Genomic DNA, 20321 nt, shown 5'->3' with positions numbered 1-20321 from the left:
TAGTCATGAACCACAACGAAATTGAGAATACTATCGATGCCTACATTGATGAGCATCATGCAAGGTATAAGCAGAATGCAGAGTATCTAAGATGTGTCAGCGAGGGGTGCGCCAAGTTAGCTGTTGGTCTAATCCACGAGCACGACCTGCCTGAAATTGTAGAGCACACGCTGATAGAGATGAGCGCTGGCTACAAAAATGCACATGAGGCTTTTCAGGATTTCACTTTGCACAGTGAGCAGCTGCTTGTAAATATATTCACTTCTCTGGAGAAGCAGAGGATTGAACGTGAACTGGATTGCCCCCCTTTCATAAACCTGGAAAACGTTAGCTTTTCGCAGTTCCTAGGTGCGAAGATTAAGCACTTTTTTCGGCGCAAACAGAAGTAGGGAAAGCCGTACACCCTGCAGTGTTAAGGTAAGCTCTACGAGTCTAAAATACAGTACATTCCGTAGGGTTTCCGTATACTCCTTATAGCTTTACAGCTAGGAACTTGTACCGGATATTTCTATATTTACTTGATTCTTAGGTCATCCTGACCGCATTACAATACCTGGAGGGGGCTCTCCCCGTGAATTAATAAGAGGTCTTAATCTAATTCATACAGGTATGTCCTATACACTTCTTTTACTGGTTGTCAGTGTCGCCCTATTGGTGCGGCTGTTGTTTTTGGCTCACCGTTGCCGGAAAGCGGAAGCCTATGCCCGTCATGCTGATCTGGAGCGCACGGCGCTGCAGTTGCGCGTCGATCAGTTGGAGGAGGAACAGGGCTTTATAAAGTTTCGATAATGGGAGAGGTAGTCCAGAAATTTATCTTAGATCTTACTGGCCCTATATCAGGGTTGGAGCGCACAGCGGCGCTCATGCAGGACTTGCACAGTAAGGTAGACTCTTTGCAAAAGACAACGAAAACCGCGTTCAGCAATGTGGCAGATGTCGCTGATAACTACAACAAGTCGCTGGGAGACGGGGTGAAGATGTATGACAAGGTAGCGGCGGCGGCAAAGGCAGCGGCCAAAGCGCAGGAAGACTCTTTAAATGGGGCCAACGCAGAAGTTGGCGACCTGAAGAAGTCCATTCAGCAGCTCCAGATCGCCATGAACAGCTACAAGGCGATTGTAGACAAAAGCACCGACACCAAGCGCATTGCCGAGTACAACGCCAAAATCGTTTCTGTTCAAAAAGAAATCGATCGTTTGGGGAATATTGGGAGGCGCGGGTTTGACAGCCTTGGCAACCCGATCAAGGCACAGTTGGGCTTGATGGAGAAACTACAAAGGCAGGCCGATCTATACCGCAAAGCCATTCAGCAGGCGACCTTACCTGAAAATATTTCAAAATATAACAAGCGACTTGAGGAAACCGAGTCGCTGCTGAAAAAGACGGCAGCGGTCGGGCGTTCCGGGTTTGACGAGTTCGGCAATGCTACCCAAAAGTCCGGCGGCCTGATGCAGTCCCTCAAAGGGAACGTCCTGCAATTCGCCGGCGCTGTCGGTATAGCCTTTGGTGTGCAGCAGGTATTACAATTCGGCAAGGAGCTGTTTGACCTCGCTAAAAAAGCTGAAGGTGTAGAGCTGGCCTTTGCCCGCATCGGCAGCAGGGAACAGATGCAGAAGCTACGGGAGCAGACAAAGGGCACTGTGTCGGATTTGCAGCTCATGCAAAGCGCAGTCAAGGCAAGCAATTTCAAAATCCCTTTGGATACATTGGGTTCAGGCCTTGCCTTTGCCCAGAAACGTGCAAGGGAAACAGGTGAGAGCGTGGATTTCCTAGTGGACAGCATCGTGAACGGCATCGGCAGAAAGTCACCTTTAATCCTGGATAACCTCGGGCTTTCTGTCACAGAGATACAGAAGGAATTTCAAAAGACAGGTGATTTTGCCACAGCGGTTGGCAATATCATCCAGCGGGAAATGGAGGCAAGCGGAGAGAGTGTGAACTACCTGGCAGACCGGACAGACCGTCTGAGTGCCACATGGGAGAATATTAGACTGGGTGCCGGTAAGTTCATGCAATGGCTGTTTGACCCAACAGCACTGGACACTGAGCGCGTCGCAGAGATGACAGAGGAATTGGCCAAGAATTACGGGAAAATCAAAGAGCTCTCCATAGCCGCCCTCGACTCGCATATCGATAAACTGATGGACCAGAAACGCGAGTTGGATGCCAAGCGCAAACAGTTGGTGAAGGACGTGGAAGAAGGGCGAATCAGTGACGCAGCCGGACAGGTAAAAGATTCCCCTCTGATGTACCAGTCCAAGGCTATCGAAAACGTGCTTTCACAGCTCCAAAATCAAAGTAAAACCCTGAAGGAGCAGGAGCGTGCCAAAGCCAATATCCTTACCATCACAGAACTGCAGGCAAAAGCAGAAGCTAAAATCACAGAGGCCATGAATATTATCCCTGAAACGGATAAAGATAAGGCTGACCGAACTAGGTTGCTGCAAGAGGCAGAGGATATTCAGAAAGAAATAGACCTGATCCTGGGGAAAGGGGATAAGGAAGCGCAGAAGAAACGGGACGAGGCCAACAAGAAACGAGAGCAGGCTGAACAGGAACTGAATCGCATGCTGTTACAGCTTACTGAAGATGCAGCCCGTGCCCGTATTGAGATGCTTGACAAGAATAGCAAACAGTACCTTGATGCAGTCAGAAAACACGAACTGGATGCTTTGGCAGAGATGGAAAAATCCATGCGCCAAAAGCAGCGTGAGGCGGGGCTGAGCAGTGAGCTTTCGACAGATCAGTTGGAGCAGCTGCGCATCTTGTCGCAACAAATAAACAAGAAATACTATGATGAACTCTACAAGCAGCAACAGCAGCAACGCGATAAAATCCTGGACCTGCAGAAGGATTCGGACGCCAAAGAACTGCAGCAGCTTGAAAACAAATACGACGCTGAAATCAGGGCCGCAGAGGAAGCCGGGCAGCGCGAGGTAGCCATTGCCCTGCGCACGGCCAAGGAACGCGAGAAGGCCCGCCTGACGCGCTCACTGGCCAACAAGAACATCGATTACCAGGAAGAACTCTCCACACAGGGCGCGTTGCTGGACCTCAACAGCCTGCAGGGCGTGGATGCCGTGGAGATCGAGCGCCTGAAGCAAGAGAAGCTACTGGACCTGCAGATCGAGTTTGCCCGTAAAAGGCTGGCCCTGATTGCCAACGAAACCGACGACGAGAGCACGCTGCGCCAGTTGCAGCTCAAGAACATGCTCCTGGAACTGAATAAGCAGAAGGAAGACCTCGAAAACGAACAGAGCAAGTTCAGCCTGCAACGTCTTCTTGGGCTAGATGACGAACAGTACGCTGCTATGACCGATGCCATGAACACCACCCTGAACTACGTGCAGGAGTGGACACAAAACATGGTCGCCTTGCGGCAAAGGGAAGTGGAATCGCTCACCCGTCAGATTGACGAAAAGGGCCGTGAACTGGACCGCGAGATTGCGCTGGCGCAGGAAGGGTTCGCATCGAACGTGCAAACCAAGCAGGCCGAATACGACCAGCTTAAACAGCAGCGCGAGCAGGCCATGCGCGATCAGCAGAAAGCGCAGCGCCAGCAGGTCCTATTGGATTCCGCTTTGCAGATCTCCAATATGATTACCTCCTCTTCCGAGATATTCAAGGTGATGTCGCCGATCCCGTTTGTGGGTGTGCCGCTGGCCATTGGTTTAATTGCTACCATGTTCGGGGCCTTCTTTGCGGCCAAATCCAAAGCCATGCAGGCAGCTTCTGTGAAGACCTACGCCAAAGGGGGCGAGGGCAGTCTGATCAACGGACCCTCACACGCACAGGGGGGTATTGACGTGGTGGAGAATAGAACCGGCCGACGCATTGCCAACATCGAGGGAGGGGAGAACTTCTACGTGACGAATAAGAAGAGTACAGACAAGTACTGGCCATGGTTAGATGCGATTAATGCTAATGACGAAAGAGCCTTAAGTAAGCTATCACTCGACTGGATGCTGAACGGTACGGGCGTGATCACACCAAATCCGGAAACACCCCAACGCTTGCAGCAGCTCCAGACGGAGGTAAAGGTTGTGCAGGTAACGGGCGGTCAGCAGAAAGTGGAAAACCAAATCAGGGAAATGAAGCAGATGACCGGATACCTGAAAGACCTACGCGACCAGGGTAAAGGGGCATTCGAGGTGTATGAGACTGAAACCCACCGCGTGGAGAAACAAGGCTCGAGAACCAGGCATATCAGAAAGCAGTGAGTTTAAAAAGGGGAGGCTGTCACATAGCCTCCCTTTATTTTATATATATACCTTCTAAAGTTACTGGCGCCATGGCTATTTGATAATGCCGTGTTTGCTAAGGAGGGCTTCCAGCGTTTCGGATTTAATGCGCTCAGCCTGGAGCAGGGGCCAGCAATCCCCATTTGACTGCTCGCTGTCTTTGAGCATTTCACCCTGACCGGTTATCAGCCAATTGGCGTCCAACTCAGGGTAAGCATTACACAGCTTGATACAGCCCTCTAAAGTGAGCATGGATTTATTATTTTCGATACTGGATACTTGCCCACGGCCTATCCCTACAATTCCACCAAGTTCTTCCCCACTCAGTTTTTTGGCTTTCCGGAAGTCCTTTAAGCGGCCTCCAAAAGTAGTTTGTTCAGACATATTAAACTTTTAAATAAATTGTTAGATAAAATAAAACGTTTATTTGCATTGTTCGGTATAAGGTACTAAATTTGTCTTATTAATACGAACAAAGGTAATAAAAGTCTTTAAATAACTAACAAAGGTAAAGTATATGAAAAGCTTAACACAAACTCAGCCAGCAGAAATGATAAACACTGTATTCCACTACAAGCACTCCCCTGAGGAATCCTTTGATGCAACAGCATTGCTCAACCTTGTTATGGAAAGTACAAGTCAGCCGGAATGCATCGCTAAATCGCTGGAAGATGCACACAGTCTTCTCTTAGATATGTTCCTCAATGGGGGATTTGATGCAATTTATGCCAGCAACCTGCTCTTTACCCTACGCCAGTTGCGCAATGCGTTGCTGAGAGGAGCTAAGGGCGTAGATCTGGATGTGTAGCCATGGGTATCGAGGTTCCTACATTAAAAGAACACCAGCAGCTTATTGAGCGCCTTGAGAGGCTAGAAGAACGGCAGGATATAGCTGAACTTGTGTTGAACGCCTATGGCTGGATACCCCTAGCACAAGTGCACGCCATGAAGATCCACGGGCTGACCAGCTACAAGGGCACCAACGCCGCCAGAGAGAGGGGAGAGTTGACCATGAAGGGGGAGGGCAAGCTCTACGTGTCGGCCAAGTCCCTGATCAGCTATCTCCGAAGCAAAGGCTTCACGCTGGAGAGCATCAAGGAGCGTATTGCCCCTGATAATAAGAATTCAATTTAAGCAGTATTAAACTAGTCACCAGCCATGCAAACTTCAACTACCATCAACGCCACACTTACCGGGAAACAGAAGCCCCAACGCTGCAAGAAGCCAAATGCTTCAATGCGGCACAACCTGCAGGCGTTCCTGCGCCATAACGACCTGCCCAACAGCCTCAATACGCTCAATGACCATAGCGTATTCAAAGATGCTCCCGTACTGATGGAGGGCTGGATTGAGCCTAATATTTATTTTTACCGCAACCTCAGCCCGCGTCGGTCGGCTCCTTTAGAGAACCAGGTGCACTTTGCCAAGTTCGAGGCGATCCTGTCAGCTGTCCCCTATGACGAGGCGAGCCCGGTTTGCCTGGACAGGCACGGCCGGCTGATGGACGGCGCATACCGCATGTACGTGATGGCTCAGCTTAACGAGCGTGGCAGGGGCAAACGAATCTATGTACGCATGTATGACTTCGAGTAAAGACTTTACGACTTCATAGCGGAAAGGGCCGGGGCTTTGCTTCGGCTTTTCAAGTTTAATCAGTATGGATGTTTAGGCTTAGGTTACGACAATCGTTTCTTACTCTGATTTGCCAATTTGGGAAGCTTCTTCCCGCGTCCCGATTTGGCTTTAATTGTCTCCTCGTAGCAGTCAGCTATGGAGGAGGCCAGGTAGCGGTAGGTGGCGCCGATCTTACGGTATTCGATCTTGCCGGACTTGCGCAGGCTGTCGAGCTTTTCCCTGCCGCATTGCAGTTGCTGACAGGCTTGGTCGGTGGTTAGCCATTGCACGGCGGTCTTTTCAAGGCTGGCGACCTTCTGTTCTAACTTCTCGAGGCGTTCCAGAAGCTTCAAATATTCATGCTCCTCAATTACTTTCACTGCCATTATAATGTCCTTTTTGGCGATATTTAGAGTTAACTTGCAAGGTAGTATATACTTCTCTGGTGAACGTCAAGCGTTTCAAACGTGATCGATATATTCAAGTTATCCGGGATGAAGATGTTCCCCCTACAGGTGGCGTTTTAAACGCGGCCTGGCCACCCTTAATTCACTACGCAATTTTGCGCATTCATACTATGCCGGTAAAAGGGCGTGCATCAAGCAGTATAGATTCGTAGAGGACAAGCAATACACGACTTTTACTGTAAAAAAAGTAAAAGGCAGACTAGTATGTGTATTCCCATATCACCTTTCAATGGGCCGCGACTCAAATACTTCAAAGTGAAGATATTCCCTTTGGGGGTCGCGTTTAAAACGCGGCCCATGGCCTCTAACAGACTTCCGCTATTGGGATTCAAATACCGAGTTAAGAATTCCGACCTTGCTTCTCGGCTAATTATAGGATAGCCCAAATTAGTACCTTTGGCTGCAAACTTGGAATCCCAAGTCTGGTATGATGAATAGTTTTGTTTATTCAGTGGGGCAGATGTGGTATGCTCAGATTTGAGCAGCCGGGGTTGCTAAAGGCAAAAGGAGAATTCCCCTCTTGTCGGACTTTTACTGTTTTTGAGTAAAAGTAGTAAAGCAAATTTTATCATGGTTTACCCTATTGCCCGGGTCTGATTCAATTGTAACCCCCTCTTTTTGCTCGCCACTTTGGGCGTTCAAACTTGGAAATCTAAGTTTGGGCTCCAACTCCTAGATGAACTCCTGGAGGCAGTCATCCTGCGATTTTGCAGTTTGGGATGCAAGCCTGTAATAAACTAAGCGCTCTTATGGGCTCGCAGTAGCACCACTTCCTTAGGCATAAAGCCATGCACCTGCTCGAGGCACTGCAAGGCCGAATGAAGTGATTGCAGCGCGGTTGCCAGCACATTCTTTCGATAGCCCTCTGTCATGTAGTTGTGAAAGACACCCGAGCCATAGCTCTTTACCCAATGCATTGCCTGGTATTCTTTGATCTTATTGGCAGAGCCGGCATAGAGGATAATTACATTAGGGCGCTTTTCCTTCAGCAGGCGCTTTAACTGGTAGGCAGTCTGACCAGGTTCACACCCGAACAGGTAGATTGCGCCACTGCCGATCACAGCATCATTAAGTTCCAGCCACTTCATGGGGCAAAGGTACGTGGTCTACTGCAATAGTGCGCACGTGCCACACGTGGAGGGTAGGATTTGAAATCGAACCCTGCCAAAAATCAACAAATCCTCATCAAGTCGTTTTTATATCTGTAGTATACTATAGTAAGAGAGATTGAGTTAGTAAGAGAGATTGAGTGTAGGGTAGCATTTGGAATGTCACCCTTGCAGAGCTTACAATCTGTGCCCAACAAGGGAAACATAATGCAATCCCGGGTTGCATTATAGAGCCAAGTCTGCATGCGCGTGTCAGGAGGGGGCTACCTTGTAAACCACCCCTGGTCGACTTTCGATGGTTTTTGCGCGAAAGCCGTTTCCCTTGTAGTAAACTATAGTACGAGAGGCTGAACAGCATAATGACATTCTTAAAAAAAGCCTTAATAGGGCAGAGAAGTAGTACGTATCGGTGCCGAATTCTTACAAATTATGAGAGCTTATCATATGGGGAGTGTCTCCTTTAAACCACCCCCGGTCAAAAGATCAGCGAAACCGGAAGATTTTCTTCTCCTGTAGTAACTATAACACAAGAGATTACTGACGTGATCTATTCGTAATCGCGCTTCAGTTTGTGCAACTCATAGCCAACCCGATTGGGGTGGGTGGTGACCAGGATCAAGAAATACTTCACGTAATATGATATGGGTTTACTACCATTCATCTCCATTGCCATTAGTACCTCCCACTAAAAAGGGAATATACGCTTTAATATACGCCTCAAGGCTTCCCTTCGCTTTAGGCGATTTCAGGACTCCCATTGTGTTTTAAACAGCAAGCTGGTAGTCATCTATGGGATTGTTGGCTACCAGCTTTAACTTTTGGTACTGAGTGGTGAAGGTTTCTTTATTCTTTGAGGAAAAATGTATAGGCAGCGTCATGTGTCGAAAATAAATTGATAAAGATTTCTGTGGGCTTAATCACTAAAGGGCATCCCTTGTCTGTCGTATAGTATGCAGCACCTTCCTCCACTCTATCTGGGTTTCCTAGTGGGGCTAACTTTCCTGTCACTATCTCCCCATCCGGTAGTTCAAGCCTAAAAAAATTGTCGGAAATGACAATCACTCTTAACTGGTTGTATTCAATGTGCTTGGCTTCTCCCATACCAACTATTGCTGCTTGTCTGTGGCTTACATAGCTGTTGCTTATTGGATGCTCATCCTCCATTAATGGGGCAATCCTCTGGCTGTTTTTGTTCGAAGCCTCTGTAGAAATGTAGTTGTTATAATGGTCCACAAATTCTTTAGCCGCATTATGATTACTAAACATGAACACCTCATGAACCCCTCCTGGACTTTTGAAAATGACCTCGCCATACTCAACAATTGGGATCTTGTAGTTGCCTTTAAAACGACGGTCTGGTGTACCATCTTTATTCACTTTGGCCCATGTTTCTCCAACTATCCTGGAGTCTGAAGGTATCTCCTCCTCTTCTAAAAACCTGCTAGTCCTAAAGCTTATATTGAGCTCTCTCAAGTCAACAAGACCAAAGTTGAGAAGGTTGTCAAATACCACGGCGAAGGCAGGATAGATGTAGATGTCGCTGCCGTTCTTGTTTTGGAAGTATAGTGCATCGAAATCAGCATTTATGATGTCGATTTTATTATACCCTACATGGGTTATTGTTCTCTCAACGGATTGACCTGCAGCCGATTTGTTTTCAAGGTTTTTAATAGATGAGGTTTTATCCCATACTTTAACCGATCCGGACACAAGCTTAAAAGAGCGCATCAGCTGCTCATGCTTATGCTTTATATTAGGTTCAATGGCTATGTCAAGCTGCACCTTACACTCCTTCTCTTGATGTTTCAAAGAAGTTAAATACTGTGACTTCTCTTCATGAATCTTTTTGAACTTATCAGTGAAGAGTCCAAAGATCAGAAGCTGGGAGACCGTTTTCAGCGTTGCTGCGCTTTTCACCTGAGAAGAAACATTCGGTATTTCCCTTTGGATATCTGCTTTTTCTTGATTGGCCGACAAGAACATTTCCTTTAATTCCGATAAGCCAGCACTAGTTACGGAGTTGGCGTTTTTGCTTTTAATTTCCCCCTCTAGGCTTCGAGGCATAAAGTAGTATGGCTCATATACAGACTCTTCGTGTTGGTGTAAGAGGTTATTATTGCTTGGGTCAATGCTGATCTTTTGTCTGTTGTAGAGACCGGTTCCAGGGATGCCGGTATTCAGGTATGCTCCCTTTTGACCGACATTGACATTCAGCCCGGGTATACCTATAGTGGTACTTACACCTTTGGAGCTAAAGTTAAGATAAACTCCAGGAAACAGTTTTTGCCTACGTCTAAATTTCAATGCCATATCAGTTAATATCAAGTTAATTTTGAATTCGCACCCGTTCGTTATAAGCTGTTAAGCTGAACATTTTAATTACGACATACCTATTATGTCTATTCACCTAAGATTACCAAGCACTAGCCTGCTTAGCTTTTTGCATGTGTGCAGCAAGGTCCTCCAAAAGCAAGGTAAAGTATGCGTGAGCCTGCCCCTGCATGCTTAGCCACTCTCTCCTGGTTTGTTTGTTATCCCCGATTAACCCTGTCCAATTATGGGGAAAATCTTCTGCAAGGTCTGCTCCGGGCTTTAGCACCATTTCCCCCTTTTCATAGGTAATGCTCTCAATGTCTACTTTATAGCGGCCATCCTTTGTTTGAATGGTGAAGGTGTAGGCGAAGTGGCCAGCATCCTTCTTCATGCCCATGTTGTTGTAAAGAAGTCGATTGGAGAGGGCTTTGCCAATGATCATACCACCATCCTGATTAGCAGTCTGGGTAACGGTCTTACCTGAGTTGTAGGTCTTATTAACCCAAGCTAAGGCAGCTAGGTAGAGCTCGTCTTTATTCATGCCATCAACGGTTGTGACTACAGAGTAGTGGGCGCGACCGTCAGTAGTTGGTATTTGAGCAGTGGCGCTCAGGATTACGAGCAGTAGAAGTGATGTAAGCAGGACTCTGAGTTGCATAGCTTATAGATTTAATGTTTTGCTTGATGGGCATTACAACTGCAACCATTTGCTACAGGTGGCAGTCTTCTTTGATAGCAGATAGAAATATGCCGCGTAATGCTCCTTAAATGTAATTAATAGTATTTTATAACCAATATATTTAAACAAATAAATACGAGACTCCTGTTTGCTAACAATGCGGAGGATGAATTAGAGCAGCATGATGGATAAATTAAAGCTAAGAGAGTACCTGCAGAGCCATACATCGCGTCTTTTCCTGATTGATGCACAGCCGGCTACCGAGATCTTCCCAAAGAGGAAATAGATCAAAGAAGCTATGCAGGGACAGCCATTTGAGTTTGTATATGAAGGGCCGGCCAGGAGAGTAAACCCCTTTCAGGGCAAGCTTAGGGTGAGTGACGTTCCTAGATTTGGCAGCTATGGTACTTTGAGCCAATGCTGATCATTGCCTTAATAAATCAGTTACATCTATCAAGGCCAAGTATGGCTCTAGGCAATTCTTACTTTTAAAGCCTCTGGAGTGCTCAATGTGATTACTTAGTGAATCATACCAGACTTCCACAAAGAAGCTTCTCATGTGGTACAGCACAACACTATAAGGTGCTTCGCTTCTGATAGCGAGAAAACAGCCATGCATCCATACGGCTGCAGGTCGTTCAGCCTGTGGCATCATGTTAAATTCGTAGAGTTCCATTAGAGCGCGTACGCAGGCCTCAACTGAAGGAGATGCCTCATCACTGCATCGCGGGCGGGGTGCTCACATGTGATACACCAAAAGAGAGCATTTGTAGCAAGGCACAGGAGCTGGGCAGGCAGCAGGTCCTCACGGCCGAGAACATTGTAGTGGTAAACAGGTGGTAAAAGAAAAAGCGGCCCGTCAGCCGCTTTTTGTTGAGATACTATTATTCTTGACGGCCTATAACCGTCTGTGCTGCGTGGTCTAGGTAATCTTCGTACTCTTCCTCTTCATATGTTCTTATTGGGGCATCCGAGCCAATGATAACCTTTATTGCTTTGTCGTATTTGGAGAAAAGGTCTCTCTCCGTCGGTTTGGCCACGAATATATCAAAAGTGATACCCTTAGAGTCAGCTTCAGGCTTAAACATACCCAGCAAGCTTCTCCATTTGAGAGCTTTAGTTTCATAATACTGCTCGCTTTGCAAATCTAGGCTGATTGGCGTAATCAGGTTCAATGTCCCGTTCTGCCAGCCATACTCAAATTTTTCTGACACCAAGTGTTTGCTGTCAGAAAGCGTCAAATCAAGCCTCATTTTTTTCTCTACCTCCTGCGAATATTCTCGTTTCAGGAAAGACTTCACTTGGTCTACAATGTACTTGTCGTCTTTTTTCTCTTCAGTTCTAGTTTCGTACCAGCCTAGATAGAAGTTGCTGAAATATTTTACTATCTCAGCCTTATCATCATATACCCCCTTGCAGGTGTCACTAAAGAACAGAGACGATGCGTTCTCAGGCAAAAAGTACTGCCCAATTATATAAGGTAGATTGTCCTCCAGGCCTTTGATTTCGTCACTGCTCCTGGTGAGTTTGCTTGCTCTGGTTTTGAATGCAGTGAGTGTCTTCTTTATGAAATTTATAGACAGGCCATAGTTGTACATATGAGACAGGCGGCCTAGCTTGGTTGGGAATGAGAAAACTATCTCGCCGTCCTCGAATAGGAAGAGAACGCCGAGGTTTACCACCTCGCCTATGGCATAGGAGTGGCGGTACTTCAAAACGCTATATTGGAATTTGCCGTCCATCTATCCTATTAAATGATTAAGTAATTTAAAAAATTTCGCTTTTGCTACAATTATCTCCTGTAGGTAATGCTCTATCTCGTAATGGTCCTCAGTTTCTATCGAGAATTCATTTAAGCGAGTTGCGGCAGCAGACAGTGCCCTCGTGTTGAATGTCTTGAGTAATTCCTGAAATTCCGAGAAATCCACTGCTTTTCCTTTTTTCCTTTCAGACTTTAAGTGGCTGTGGAAGAGATGTCCTGTGTCTCCATCGTTTGCAAATACCCCCCATCCATCAAGGTTGAGGTACTCGTCGAATGTCTTGCTAATCTCCAATGACTTATCGTGATCAATGCACATATAGTCATTATTTGTTACCAAAAGATTCGGTTTGACCCTTCTGCGGTCAAAGTTCCTAATAAAAACGTCGAATGCAAAAATTGTTTGTGCATGTACGAATCCAAAGCTCTTTGGATTGAATGCCGCCCCAAATTCGTTGTATCCGTCTTGAAACTGGCAGCCAAACACAATATTGCGGTCTAACATATTTACCCTTTCCCGCTCTGCCTCCCCCAAAGTAGCTATGAAGTTACGGTCAAGCTCTATCAAAGCTGGTGGTGGTGTCGGAATTTCCAACTCCTCTGCAATCGTGGCAGCAAACACCTCTTTGTTGAGGTATGGGAGCTGCGATGTGTCTTTGGAACTGAATAGTTTCAGTACATAGCTGTCAAACCCATATGGAGTCTTTACCGTGACCAGCCAAGGGCGAGTCGAACCGCCTCCCATTACTGGGTTGATAAGGGAAACTGCTTTGTATAGAGGTAACAAATTTTTTCGAGAGTTTATTCCTTTATCGTTTATTTTCTAATTACGCCATGCCATTAATCCTAATGCTTGCCTTGATCAATGCCAAGGCACAGATTATGGTATCACTACATCCTTTAGGAGTATGCCGGCTATTTCTTGCCTAGTGATAGCTTATCCCTAATATATACTTTAGAGATTTGATATGGCTAGCAATCTTCACAGATTGTGTATTTCCGCAAGCTATGATAATATTAAAATATATCAATGTAAAGTACCGAAAATTTGTGCCGCTTGTGCCACAAATGCCACTTGTGCCAAGCAGTAGAGGAAAATAATTTTAGATAAGTTAGCAGCCAGATGCTGATTTCAAAGAAGAGGTGTAGAGAGTACTTGTATGCAAATCGTATGCACAAAAAAAAGCACTTACCAGTTTTACCTTGTAAGTGCTTGATTATCAGTGGAGAATATCGGAGTCGAACCGATGACCTCTTGCATGCCATGCAAGCGCTCTAGCCAGCTGAGCTAATCCCCCGTTTGAGTGTCACAAAATTAGAACAAATTTTGAATATGCAAAAGCTGAAACGTTAGAATTTGAAAATAAAAAAGGCGGGACATTTGTCCCGCCTTTTTTATGTATAAGTTAATTCTGCTTAGTTGAAGATGTAGCGCAGACCAAGCTGCATGCTCCATGTACTAGACAAGCTGAAGTTCTCACGGAAAGGAGAGTCTGGCAGGAATGAGTTGCCATCATTGTCACGTACAGTGATCATGTTGTAAGTAGGTACGCCGTCAGCAGATACTGAAGCAACTCTCAACAGCTGGTAGTGGAAGTTAGAACCACCGTTCAGCTGCTGTCTTACACCCCATGCAGAGTTCAGCATGTTACCGATGTTGTTTACGTCAACGCTCAACTGCAGTGTGTTGCGCTTGCCACCAACGTTACCGAAGATGTCCTGCAGCAATCTGAAGTCAAACTGGTTCAACCATGGCATCAAGCCATCGTTACGCTCAGCGTAAGCACCTCTTGTTAAGCCCTGGTTAGCTACGAATGTATCAAAAGCCTGGCGCTGCTGATCAGCTGTAAACACTACCTGACCGTTGCTCATGATAGGAGCGAAGTTCATTTCAGCAGAGCTGGTTGGGATCCAAAGTAGGTCGTTGCTGATACCGTCTCTGTTCACGTCACCGTTGTAGATGTAAGAGAAACGGCCCTGAGCAGCACCTTGGTAAAACAGGGATACTGTAGTAGCCAAACGGTTAGCGTACTCCAGACGGTAAGAAGCGTTTGCTATTACACGGTGAGGAGTTGCAAACTGAGAAATACCCATCAGCAATTCGTTCGGATCGTTGATAGAGTAGTTGTTAGACCAGGCAGAACCAGCGTTTGAACCTGGGTTGCCAGTGATGTCTTTCGCTTGCGTGTAGGTATAGAAAGCAGAGCCGAAGAAGCCTGTTCTAGAGTTAACTGACAGACCAGCTGTTGCTGACAGGGAGTGACCTTTATCTGTGTTAGACAGTACGATGGCCTCACGCGTGGCAGTAGTGTACTGAGCGTTAGAAGAACCGTTCCAGAAGTCACGGTTGTCGCCGTTGTTGTTCAGCTGCTGCGTAGCAGGCTTTCTGTTGGCGTTGAACTGGTAAACACCTACCAGGTCTTTTGTGTAAAGCACGTCAGCAGTAGCTACGAGTGGCGTACCAGGGATCGTGTAGTCAGCACCCAAGCTGCTTCTCCATACCTGTGGCATTTTGAACTCACGGTCAACCAAAGCGAAGCTACCAGGAGCACCGGCGTTAGGCTGACGGATGAACACGCTAGATGGGCCATTCTCTAACCAGTAGAGACGCTCAGGCTGGAAACGGATCACGTCAAGGGCGCTAGAAGGAACACCTTCCAATACGTTCTGGATCACACCAGCGTTAGTTGGCATGTTAGTCAACCACACAAAAGGAATACGGCCAGAGAAGATACCTGTACCACCACGAAGTGACAGTGAACGGTCTTCCAGCAGGTCGTAGTTGAAACCGATACGTGGCGACAAAAGAACTTTTGCCTTAGGCCACTCACCGCTAGAGTAAGTTGTTGGGTTTCCGTCTGTGTCAAGCAGTGTCAGGTTGTCGATTGACGAGTTAGCAGTCAAATCGTTCATGTAAATCGGAAGTTCAGCACGCACACCCATTGTCAGGTTCAGACGATCAGTGGCAGCGAATTTATCCTGTACATACAAACCAGCCATACCAAAGTTGATGCGGGAATATGGATCCTGACCTTCGTAAGGGTAAGTCAGGCCGTACTGCAACGGACGGGCATCATTGATGAAATCATCAACAGAAGCATAACGGTAGTAAGAAGTACCGTAACGCTGGTAGCTGTTACCGAAGTTCTGTACTTCAAAGCTAGCACCACCAGTCAGGTTGTGCTTACCCAGCATGTAAGAAACGTTGTTGATGAAAGAGTAGTTGTTGTTGATCACGTCGTTGTTATACGTGAACAGTTCGTAGCCGAAGTTCATGTACTGGTCACCATCTTTCCAGATGTCAACGAATGGGAAGATGCTGCTTGGAGATGTACGTGTGTCCTGAATGCGGCTGTAAGTAGCCAGGAACTGGTTAGAAAGCACTGAAGAGATGGTGCTGTTCAATTCAGCTGTTACCGAACGTACTGTGTTTTCGAAACCGTAGTTAGAACCAGCGAAAGAAAGGGCGTTCTGACCGATACGGGCAGAGCTGGCACGTGGGTTAGGAGCAGAACTGGCGTTTACTGTCTGGTCGCTAGTACCTACTACCTGGTTGTAACGAAGCGTGAACTTGTGCATGTCGCTGATGTTCCAGTCGATACGCGTCAAGAACTTAGTATTTTTGTTGTTGAACTCGTTCGCGTAGTTCTCATAAGCACCTGGGTCGTAACCGTATTTAGTGATCAGGTGCTGACGAACGCGCTCCAGGTCTTCTGCAGTAGTTCTGGATACGTTAGGGCCAGTAAGGCCTGGACGGGAAGCTACCCAGTTTACACCAGGATACGTTTCGTTTTCGTGCTCGAAGTTAGCGAAGAAGAACAATTTGTTTTTGATGATCGGACCGCCAATACGGGCACCGAAGATTTGGTTCTTTCTTTCTGTCTGCTCTGGCAGCTCGTTGTCACCAACTTTTCTACCGTTGAAATCCTGGTTTCTGTAGAAGGTATAAGCAGAACCAGAGAATTCGTTTGTACCGCTACGCGTTACAGCGTTGATGCCGGCACCAGTAAAGCCTGACTGACGTACGTCGTAAGGAGCGATGTTTACCTGAACCTCTTCGATCGCGTCAAGAGAGATTGGCTGAGAGTTACCACCTGGAAGCGGGTTTGAGCTAAGACCGAAGCCATTGTTGAAGTTGGCACCGTCTACCTGAAGGTTGTTGAAACGACCATCGCGGCCGGCAAAGCCGTTACCGTTGGCCTGTGGCGTCAGACGGGTAAAGTCTGTCACACTTCTGTTGATTGTAGGAAGTTTCTCCAGCTGCTGTATACCTACGTTTGTAGCGGCACCTGTTTTGTTAGCGTTGAACACTGAAGAGCGGTCGGTGCTAACGATTACTTCCTGGAGCTCCTGACCTGAGTCAGCCATAGTGGCATCAAGCTGGTAAGGAACACCCAGACTCAATGAAATGTTGCTGTAAACTTTTGGCTCGTAGCCAATGTAGCTTACCTCGACGGTGTAAGGACCACCAACGCGAACGTTAGGGACGTTAAAACGACCTTCTACGTTCGTTACACCACCGTACGTGGTGCCAGAAGGACCGTGCGTCGCTCTTACGGTTGCCCCGATCAAAGCTTCACCTTTTGAATCCTTAACGGATCCGGTAATACTACTTGTTGTCACCTGGGCGTGCATAGTAACCACGCACAGCAACAAAAGCAGTGTTGATAGTAATAACTTTTTCATAAAAAGATTGATTGATTTTTGCCTGCAAAATTAGAGGCTATATTCCGAAATGCAACTACTTACAGATTAAATTATTATTAATAATTTGTCTTGTGTTACTTGCTTTTTAGCAACAATAAATTATTGTAAATTGCAATCTAACTGTCCGTTTAAACACTGATTGCCAAAAAGAAAGGCATAGCAATGTGGCTCTGCCTTTCTTTTTGGCAATCAATTAAAATAGGAGGCAGTTTATTTTTAATTGAAAATGTATCGAATACCAAACTGGGCTCTCCAGCGCGACGAAAAATCATTTACAAAGTAGGGGTCGCCATCCGTCAGTCCGCGTCCGGTATAGTTGAAACGGGGTGTGGTGGTGCCAAGCTCGTAGCCTACAAAGTCAATGGCCTGAAAAGCGTTGAAAGTAGCTGTGTACTGACGGCCCCAGTCCTTGTTGAGCAGGTTGGTGAAATTGAAAACATCGAGGGTCAGCTGCAGCCTGTGCGCGTTATCTTCCTGTCCTATCCTGAAATCCTGCATCAAACGCAAGTCAACCTGGTTCGTCCAGGGCAGTCTGTCCCCGTTGCGCTCGGCATACTGTCCCCGTCTGTCGCTCAGGTAGTCATTTCCGCTAATAAAGGCATCCAGCGCCTGCCATTGCTGCTCAGACGAAAATACGTTCCCATCCCGATCGGTATAAGGCACCAGGTTTATCTCTGAGGCATTGCCCGGGATATAGATCAGGTCATTGGTTCGGCCAGCATCGTTGTTCACGTCACCGTTGTAGATGTAAGAGAGCGGTACCCCTGTCTGTCCGTTGTAGAAGGCGGAAATAGTTGTGCCTGCGAAGCCCAGGTAATTCAAGTTATACGTAAGGCCCGCTACCACCCTCGACCGTACATCGTTGTCGGCAAAAGCTTCTCTTACGGTATTCAGGCCCTCTACCTGGTTGACGTTTATCCAGTTAGACCGTGCCTGGCTGGAGTTGCCGGGGTTCACATCCTTGGCTCTGGAATAGGTATAGGCCAGCGAACCCGAAATACCGTTCTCCACAAACGTCTTCTGCAGCTGACCCGTCAAACTATAGCCAAAACCGCGGCTGGTGTTTGTCAGGTAGATGATGTCCTGAAAGTTGTTACCCTGAATGCGACCATACACAGGACGGTTGTCTGCCCCTGCCAGTGTGCCGGTCTGCTCCAGGTTCAGGTTCTGGTAGTAGATGTTGTTCAGGTTTTTGGAGTATATACCTTCCAGTGTCGCCACGAGGTCGAAAGGAAGGCGTTGGTCAATGGCTGCATTGATCCGGAACAGCTGCGGAAACTTAAAATCAGGATCGGTGATGTTGATCTCAGCCGTTCTGTCTGACAAGCCCACTGCAGTGGCAGTCGGTTGGGTGTTGGGGTTTGGGTTAAAGCGGATCTGCTCCAGCAACGGACCAGAGGTAAGCGCAAGGCTGCCGAGCATTTGCCCTGTATTGGTGTACTGATTTGCTATCCACACAAACGGCGCTCTACCCGTAAAGACCCCGGCTCCACCCCGCACCTGCGTATTGCCATCGTCCATTACATCCCAGTTTACGCCCACACGGGGCGACAGCATAAATTGAGCGCCCGGCGTCTTGTCCGTCGCCAGGCCCCTGCTGGCAAATGCCTCGTTGAACTCTGCGTTGACGGCAGGCTCGTCATTAAAGGTCGGGATGTCGAGGCGTATACCTGCCGTTAGTTTTAAGTTGTTGCGTACGGCGTACTCGTCCTGCGCATAGAAACCGAGTTGGAAAGCAGAGAACTCAGCACCCTGCTGGCGGTTATCGGTGCGGGAGTAGTTACGGAAAAAGGCCCCGGGTGCAGTCTCGTCGGCAGTGCCAATTGCTTCAAAAGCTTCCAGCGAGTTGTATTCATAAGCCCCGAACTCCTGCCGGATGAACAGGTTGTAGGTTTTGTAAAACTCGTTGTGTGTTCCCAGCGTGATCGTGTGCTTACCCAAAAATGCGTTGAAGTTGTTGGTGATGGTGAGCACGTCCTGGTCAAGTTGGTTTTGGGCAGAAAAGGGCTCACTGCCCAGCGAAATGGTGCGGCCACCTGACAAACGAACCAGGACGCTTGGGAAAGGATCGCCAATGATATCGCGGTCGTCGCGCACAGCGGTGAATCCGATCAGGGCCTCGTTGGCGTACTGCCCGCCAAACTGACTGCGCAGTTGCAATACGCTGGAGTTGGTTGTGCTGGGGAAAAATTCGGCGTTGTTGGCAAAACGGAGGGCGTTCGGGGTGCGGGAGTTGTCAATGTTCTCGCCATACACATAACTGTGGCGGAGTGTGAGTTGGTGCTTATCGGTGATGTTCCAATCGAGTCGGGCAAAGATCTTGTCGCTCAGCGTTTCATCGTCTATCCCACTGAAGCTACCCGGGTCGTAGCCTAGTCTATTGGCGACACTCAGCACACGGTTGGCTTCGTCCACTGTGATGTTAGAGCCGGCGCTTCCGGGTTCAAACAGGAGTGGAGCCACTCTTTTAGTTTTTTCGCCATTCACGAAGAAGAACAGCTTGTCGCGGATGATCGGACCGCCTAATCGCAAGCCCATCTGGTAATCTGTGAAGTCCGGCAAGCGGGTTCGGGCATCGTCAGGACTTTTACCCACCAAATCTTCGTTGTTGCCGAAATAATAAGCAGACCCCGTAAACCGGTTAGACCCACTGCGTGTAATGGCATTGATACCGCCTCCGGTAAAGCCGCTTTGTCTCACATCGAATGGGGCAATCACCACCTGAATCGCCTCGATGGCATCTAGCGAAATGGGTTGCACGCCGGTTTGTCCGCCGTTAGTACCGCTGGCCGAGAGTCCGAACACGTCGTTGTTCACAGTGCCGTCTATCGAGAAGTTGTTAAAGCGGTTATTCTGACCTGCAAACGAGATGCCTGCTCCGGAGGTAGTGGCCTGTGGTGTGATGCGGGTAAAGTCATTCAGGCTGCGGCTGATGGTGGGAAGGGATTCCAGCTGTTCTGTGGATACGTTGGTGGCGGCACCCGTTCTGTCAGAGTTGATGACTTTGTCCTGAGTAGCGGTGATCTGCACCTCGCCGAGGGTGGTTGTGCTTTCTGAGATGGTCAGGTCGAGTCTGAAGTTCTGGCCGAGCGTCAGGTTAATGTTGTCGAAGCGCTGCTCTTGGTAGCCAACGTAGGAGGTTCTTACTGTGTAGGGGCCACCTACGCGCATGTTCTGGATGTTGTAGCGGCCTTCTGCATTGGTGGCGGCTACATACTGCGTGTTTGTAGGCGTGTGGACCGCAATAACTGTTGCGCCTGGCAGCGGGGAACCGTTCTGGTCCTGCACCACGCCGTTCATGGCCGCAGTTGTCGTACCCTGTGCCCACACCAAGTGGCCGCTAAGCAGCAGCAGTAGAGTCACAAGCAACTTTGTGTAAATAGTCCTCATAATACTTATAAGCTAAATTGAAAAAATATAACTTCTTATAAG

At 47.7% G+C, this 20321-nt stretch carries 16 protein-coding genes and 1 tRNA gene; 7 read left to right on the top strand and 10 right to left on the bottom strand.

Translation table 11 applies throughout. The features are described 5' to 3' along the window. The first annotated feature begins 5 nt into the window (after positions 1-5). From C8E01_RS05145 to C8E01_RS05135, 3 genes are all read left to right on the top strand, one after another. The gene (locus tag C8E01_RS05145) at positions 6-389 is read left to right on the top strand and encodes a hypothetical protein (RefSeq protein WP_116542270.1); all 384 of its coding nucleotides are present in this window, start codon (positions 6-8) and stop codon (positions 387-389) included. A gap of 220 nt (positions 390-609) precedes the next feature. After that, positions 610-789 carry a hypothetical protein gene (locus tag C8E01_RS05140; protein WP_116542269.1) on the top strand — a complete coding sequence of 60 codons (180 nt, stop codon included), beginning with the start codon at positions 610-612 and terminating at the stop codon, positions 787-789. Beyond that, positions 789-4220, top strand: coding sequence for a hypothetical protein (locus C8E01_RS05135; RefSeq protein ID WP_116542268.1), 3432 nt, complete (start codon positions 789-791; stop codon positions 4218-4220). The genes C8E01_RS05140 and C8E01_RS05135 overlap by 1 nt, the downstream gene beginning before the upstream one ends. A gap of 75 nt (positions 4221-4295) precedes the next feature. Here the strand turns inward: C8E01_RS05135 and C8E01_RS05130 are convergent, their stop codons facing one another. Next, positions 4296-4625 carry a helix-turn-helix domain-containing protein gene (locus C8E01_RS05130; protein WP_116542267.1) on the bottom strand — a complete coding sequence of 110 codons (330 nt, stop codon included), beginning with the start codon at positions 4623-4625 and terminating at the stop codon, positions 4296-4298. A 133-nt stretch (positions 4626-4758) separates the two neighbouring features. Between C8E01_RS05130 and C8E01_RS05125 the strand changes: the two genes are divergently transcribed. The 3 genes from C8E01_RS05125 (at position 4759) to C8E01_RS05115 (ending at position 5834) form a co-directional block, all read left to right on the top strand. Next, positions 4759-5049: a hypothetical protein gene (locus tag C8E01_RS05125; RefSeq protein ID WP_116542266.1), complete on the top strand. Its 291-nt coding sequence runs from the start codon at positions 4759-4761 to the stop codon at positions 5047-5049. Between the two features lie 137 nt (positions 5050-5186). Next, entirely contained in the window at positions 5187-5375 is a 189-nt protein-coding gene (locus C8E01_RS21435; protein WP_133242723.1) for a hypothetical protein, read from the top strand. 24 nt (positions 5376-5399) lie between these two features. Beyond that, complete coding sequence (locus C8E01_RS05115; protein WP_116542264.1) at positions 5400-5834, top strand: hypothetical protein; 435 nt, start codon at positions 5400-5402, stop codon at positions 5832-5834. An 83-nt stretch (positions 5835-5917) separates the two neighbouring features. Here C8E01_RS05115 and C8E01_RS05110 read toward each other — a convergent pair whose 3' ends face one another. From C8E01_RS05110 to C8E01_RS05095, 4 genes are all read right to left on the bottom strand, one after another. Then, positions 5918-6241: a helix-turn-helix domain-containing protein gene (locus tag C8E01_RS05110; protein ID WP_116542263.1), complete on the bottom strand. Its 324-nt coding sequence runs from the start codon at positions 6239-6241 to the stop codon at positions 5918-5920. Between the two features lie 818 nt (positions 6242-7059). After that, positions 7060-7410 carry a hypothetical protein gene (locus tag C8E01_RS05105; RefSeq protein ID WP_116542262.1) on the bottom strand — a complete coding sequence of 117 codons (351 nt, stop codon included), beginning with the start codon at positions 7408-7410 and terminating at the stop codon, positions 7060-7062. Between the two features lie 864 nt (positions 7411-8274). Beyond that, positions 8275-9741: a DUF4236 domain-containing protein gene (locus C8E01_RS05100; protein WP_133242722.1), complete on the bottom strand. Its 1467-nt coding sequence runs from the start codon at positions 9739-9741 to the stop codon at positions 8275-8277. Positions 9742-9844: 103 nt separating this feature from the next. After that, positions 9845-10402 carry a DUF4468 domain-containing protein gene (locus C8E01_RS05095; protein ID WP_116542260.1) on the bottom strand — a complete coding sequence of 186 codons (558 nt, stop codon included), beginning with the start codon at positions 10400-10402 and terminating at the stop codon, positions 9845-9847. 729 nt (positions 10403-11131) lie between these two features. On the opposite strand from C8E01_RS05095, the gene C8E01_RS22045 reads away from it, so the two are divergent. Further along, positions 11132-11266, top strand: coding sequence for a hypothetical protein (locus C8E01_RS22045; protein ID WP_262509635.1), 135 nt, complete (start codon positions 11132-11134; stop codon positions 11264-11266). A gap of 41 nt (positions 11267-11307) precedes the next feature. Here the strand turns inward: C8E01_RS22045 and C8E01_RS05090 are convergent, their stop codons facing one another. The 5 genes from C8E01_RS05090 to C8E01_RS05070 form a co-directional block, all read right to left on the bottom strand. Continuing rightward, entirely contained in the window at positions 11308-12138 is an 831-nt protein-coding gene (locus tag C8E01_RS05090; protein ID WP_165820566.1) for a hypothetical protein, read from the bottom strand. Between the two features lie 27 nt (positions 12139-12165). Beyond that, positions 12166-12969 (bottom strand): HipA family kinase, encoded by an 804-nt coding sequence (locus tag C8E01_RS05085; RefSeq protein ID WP_133242721.1) that lies wholly within the window; start codon positions 12967-12969, stop codon positions 12166-12168. A 437-nt stretch (positions 12970-13406) separates the two neighbouring features. Further along, positions 13407-13480 (bottom strand) — tRNA-Ala (locus C8E01_RS05080). A gap of 118 nt (positions 13481-13598) precedes the next feature. Continuing rightward, the gene (locus tag C8E01_RS05075; protein WP_165820565.1) at positions 13599-16868 is read right to left on the bottom strand and encodes a TonB-dependent receptor; all 3270 of its coding nucleotides are present in this window, start codon (positions 16866-16868) and stop codon (positions 13599-13601) included. 237 nt (positions 16869-17105) lie between these two features. Beyond that, positions 17106-20252: a TonB-dependent receptor gene (locus C8E01_RS05070; protein WP_243409436.1), complete on the bottom strand. Its 3147-nt coding sequence runs from the start codon at positions 20250-20252 to the stop codon at positions 17106-17108. Between the last annotated feature and the right edge of the window lie 69 nt (positions 20253-20321).

Origin of the sequence: Pontibacter virosus (assembly GCF_003096355.1) — a bacterium.
Lineage (GTDB): Bacteria > Bacteroidota > Bacteroidia > Cytophagales > Hymenobacteraceae > Pontibacter > Pontibacter virosus.
The sequence above is the reverse complement of the archived record's forward strand: the minus strand, read 5'-3'. Positions and strand labels throughout refer to the sequence as shown.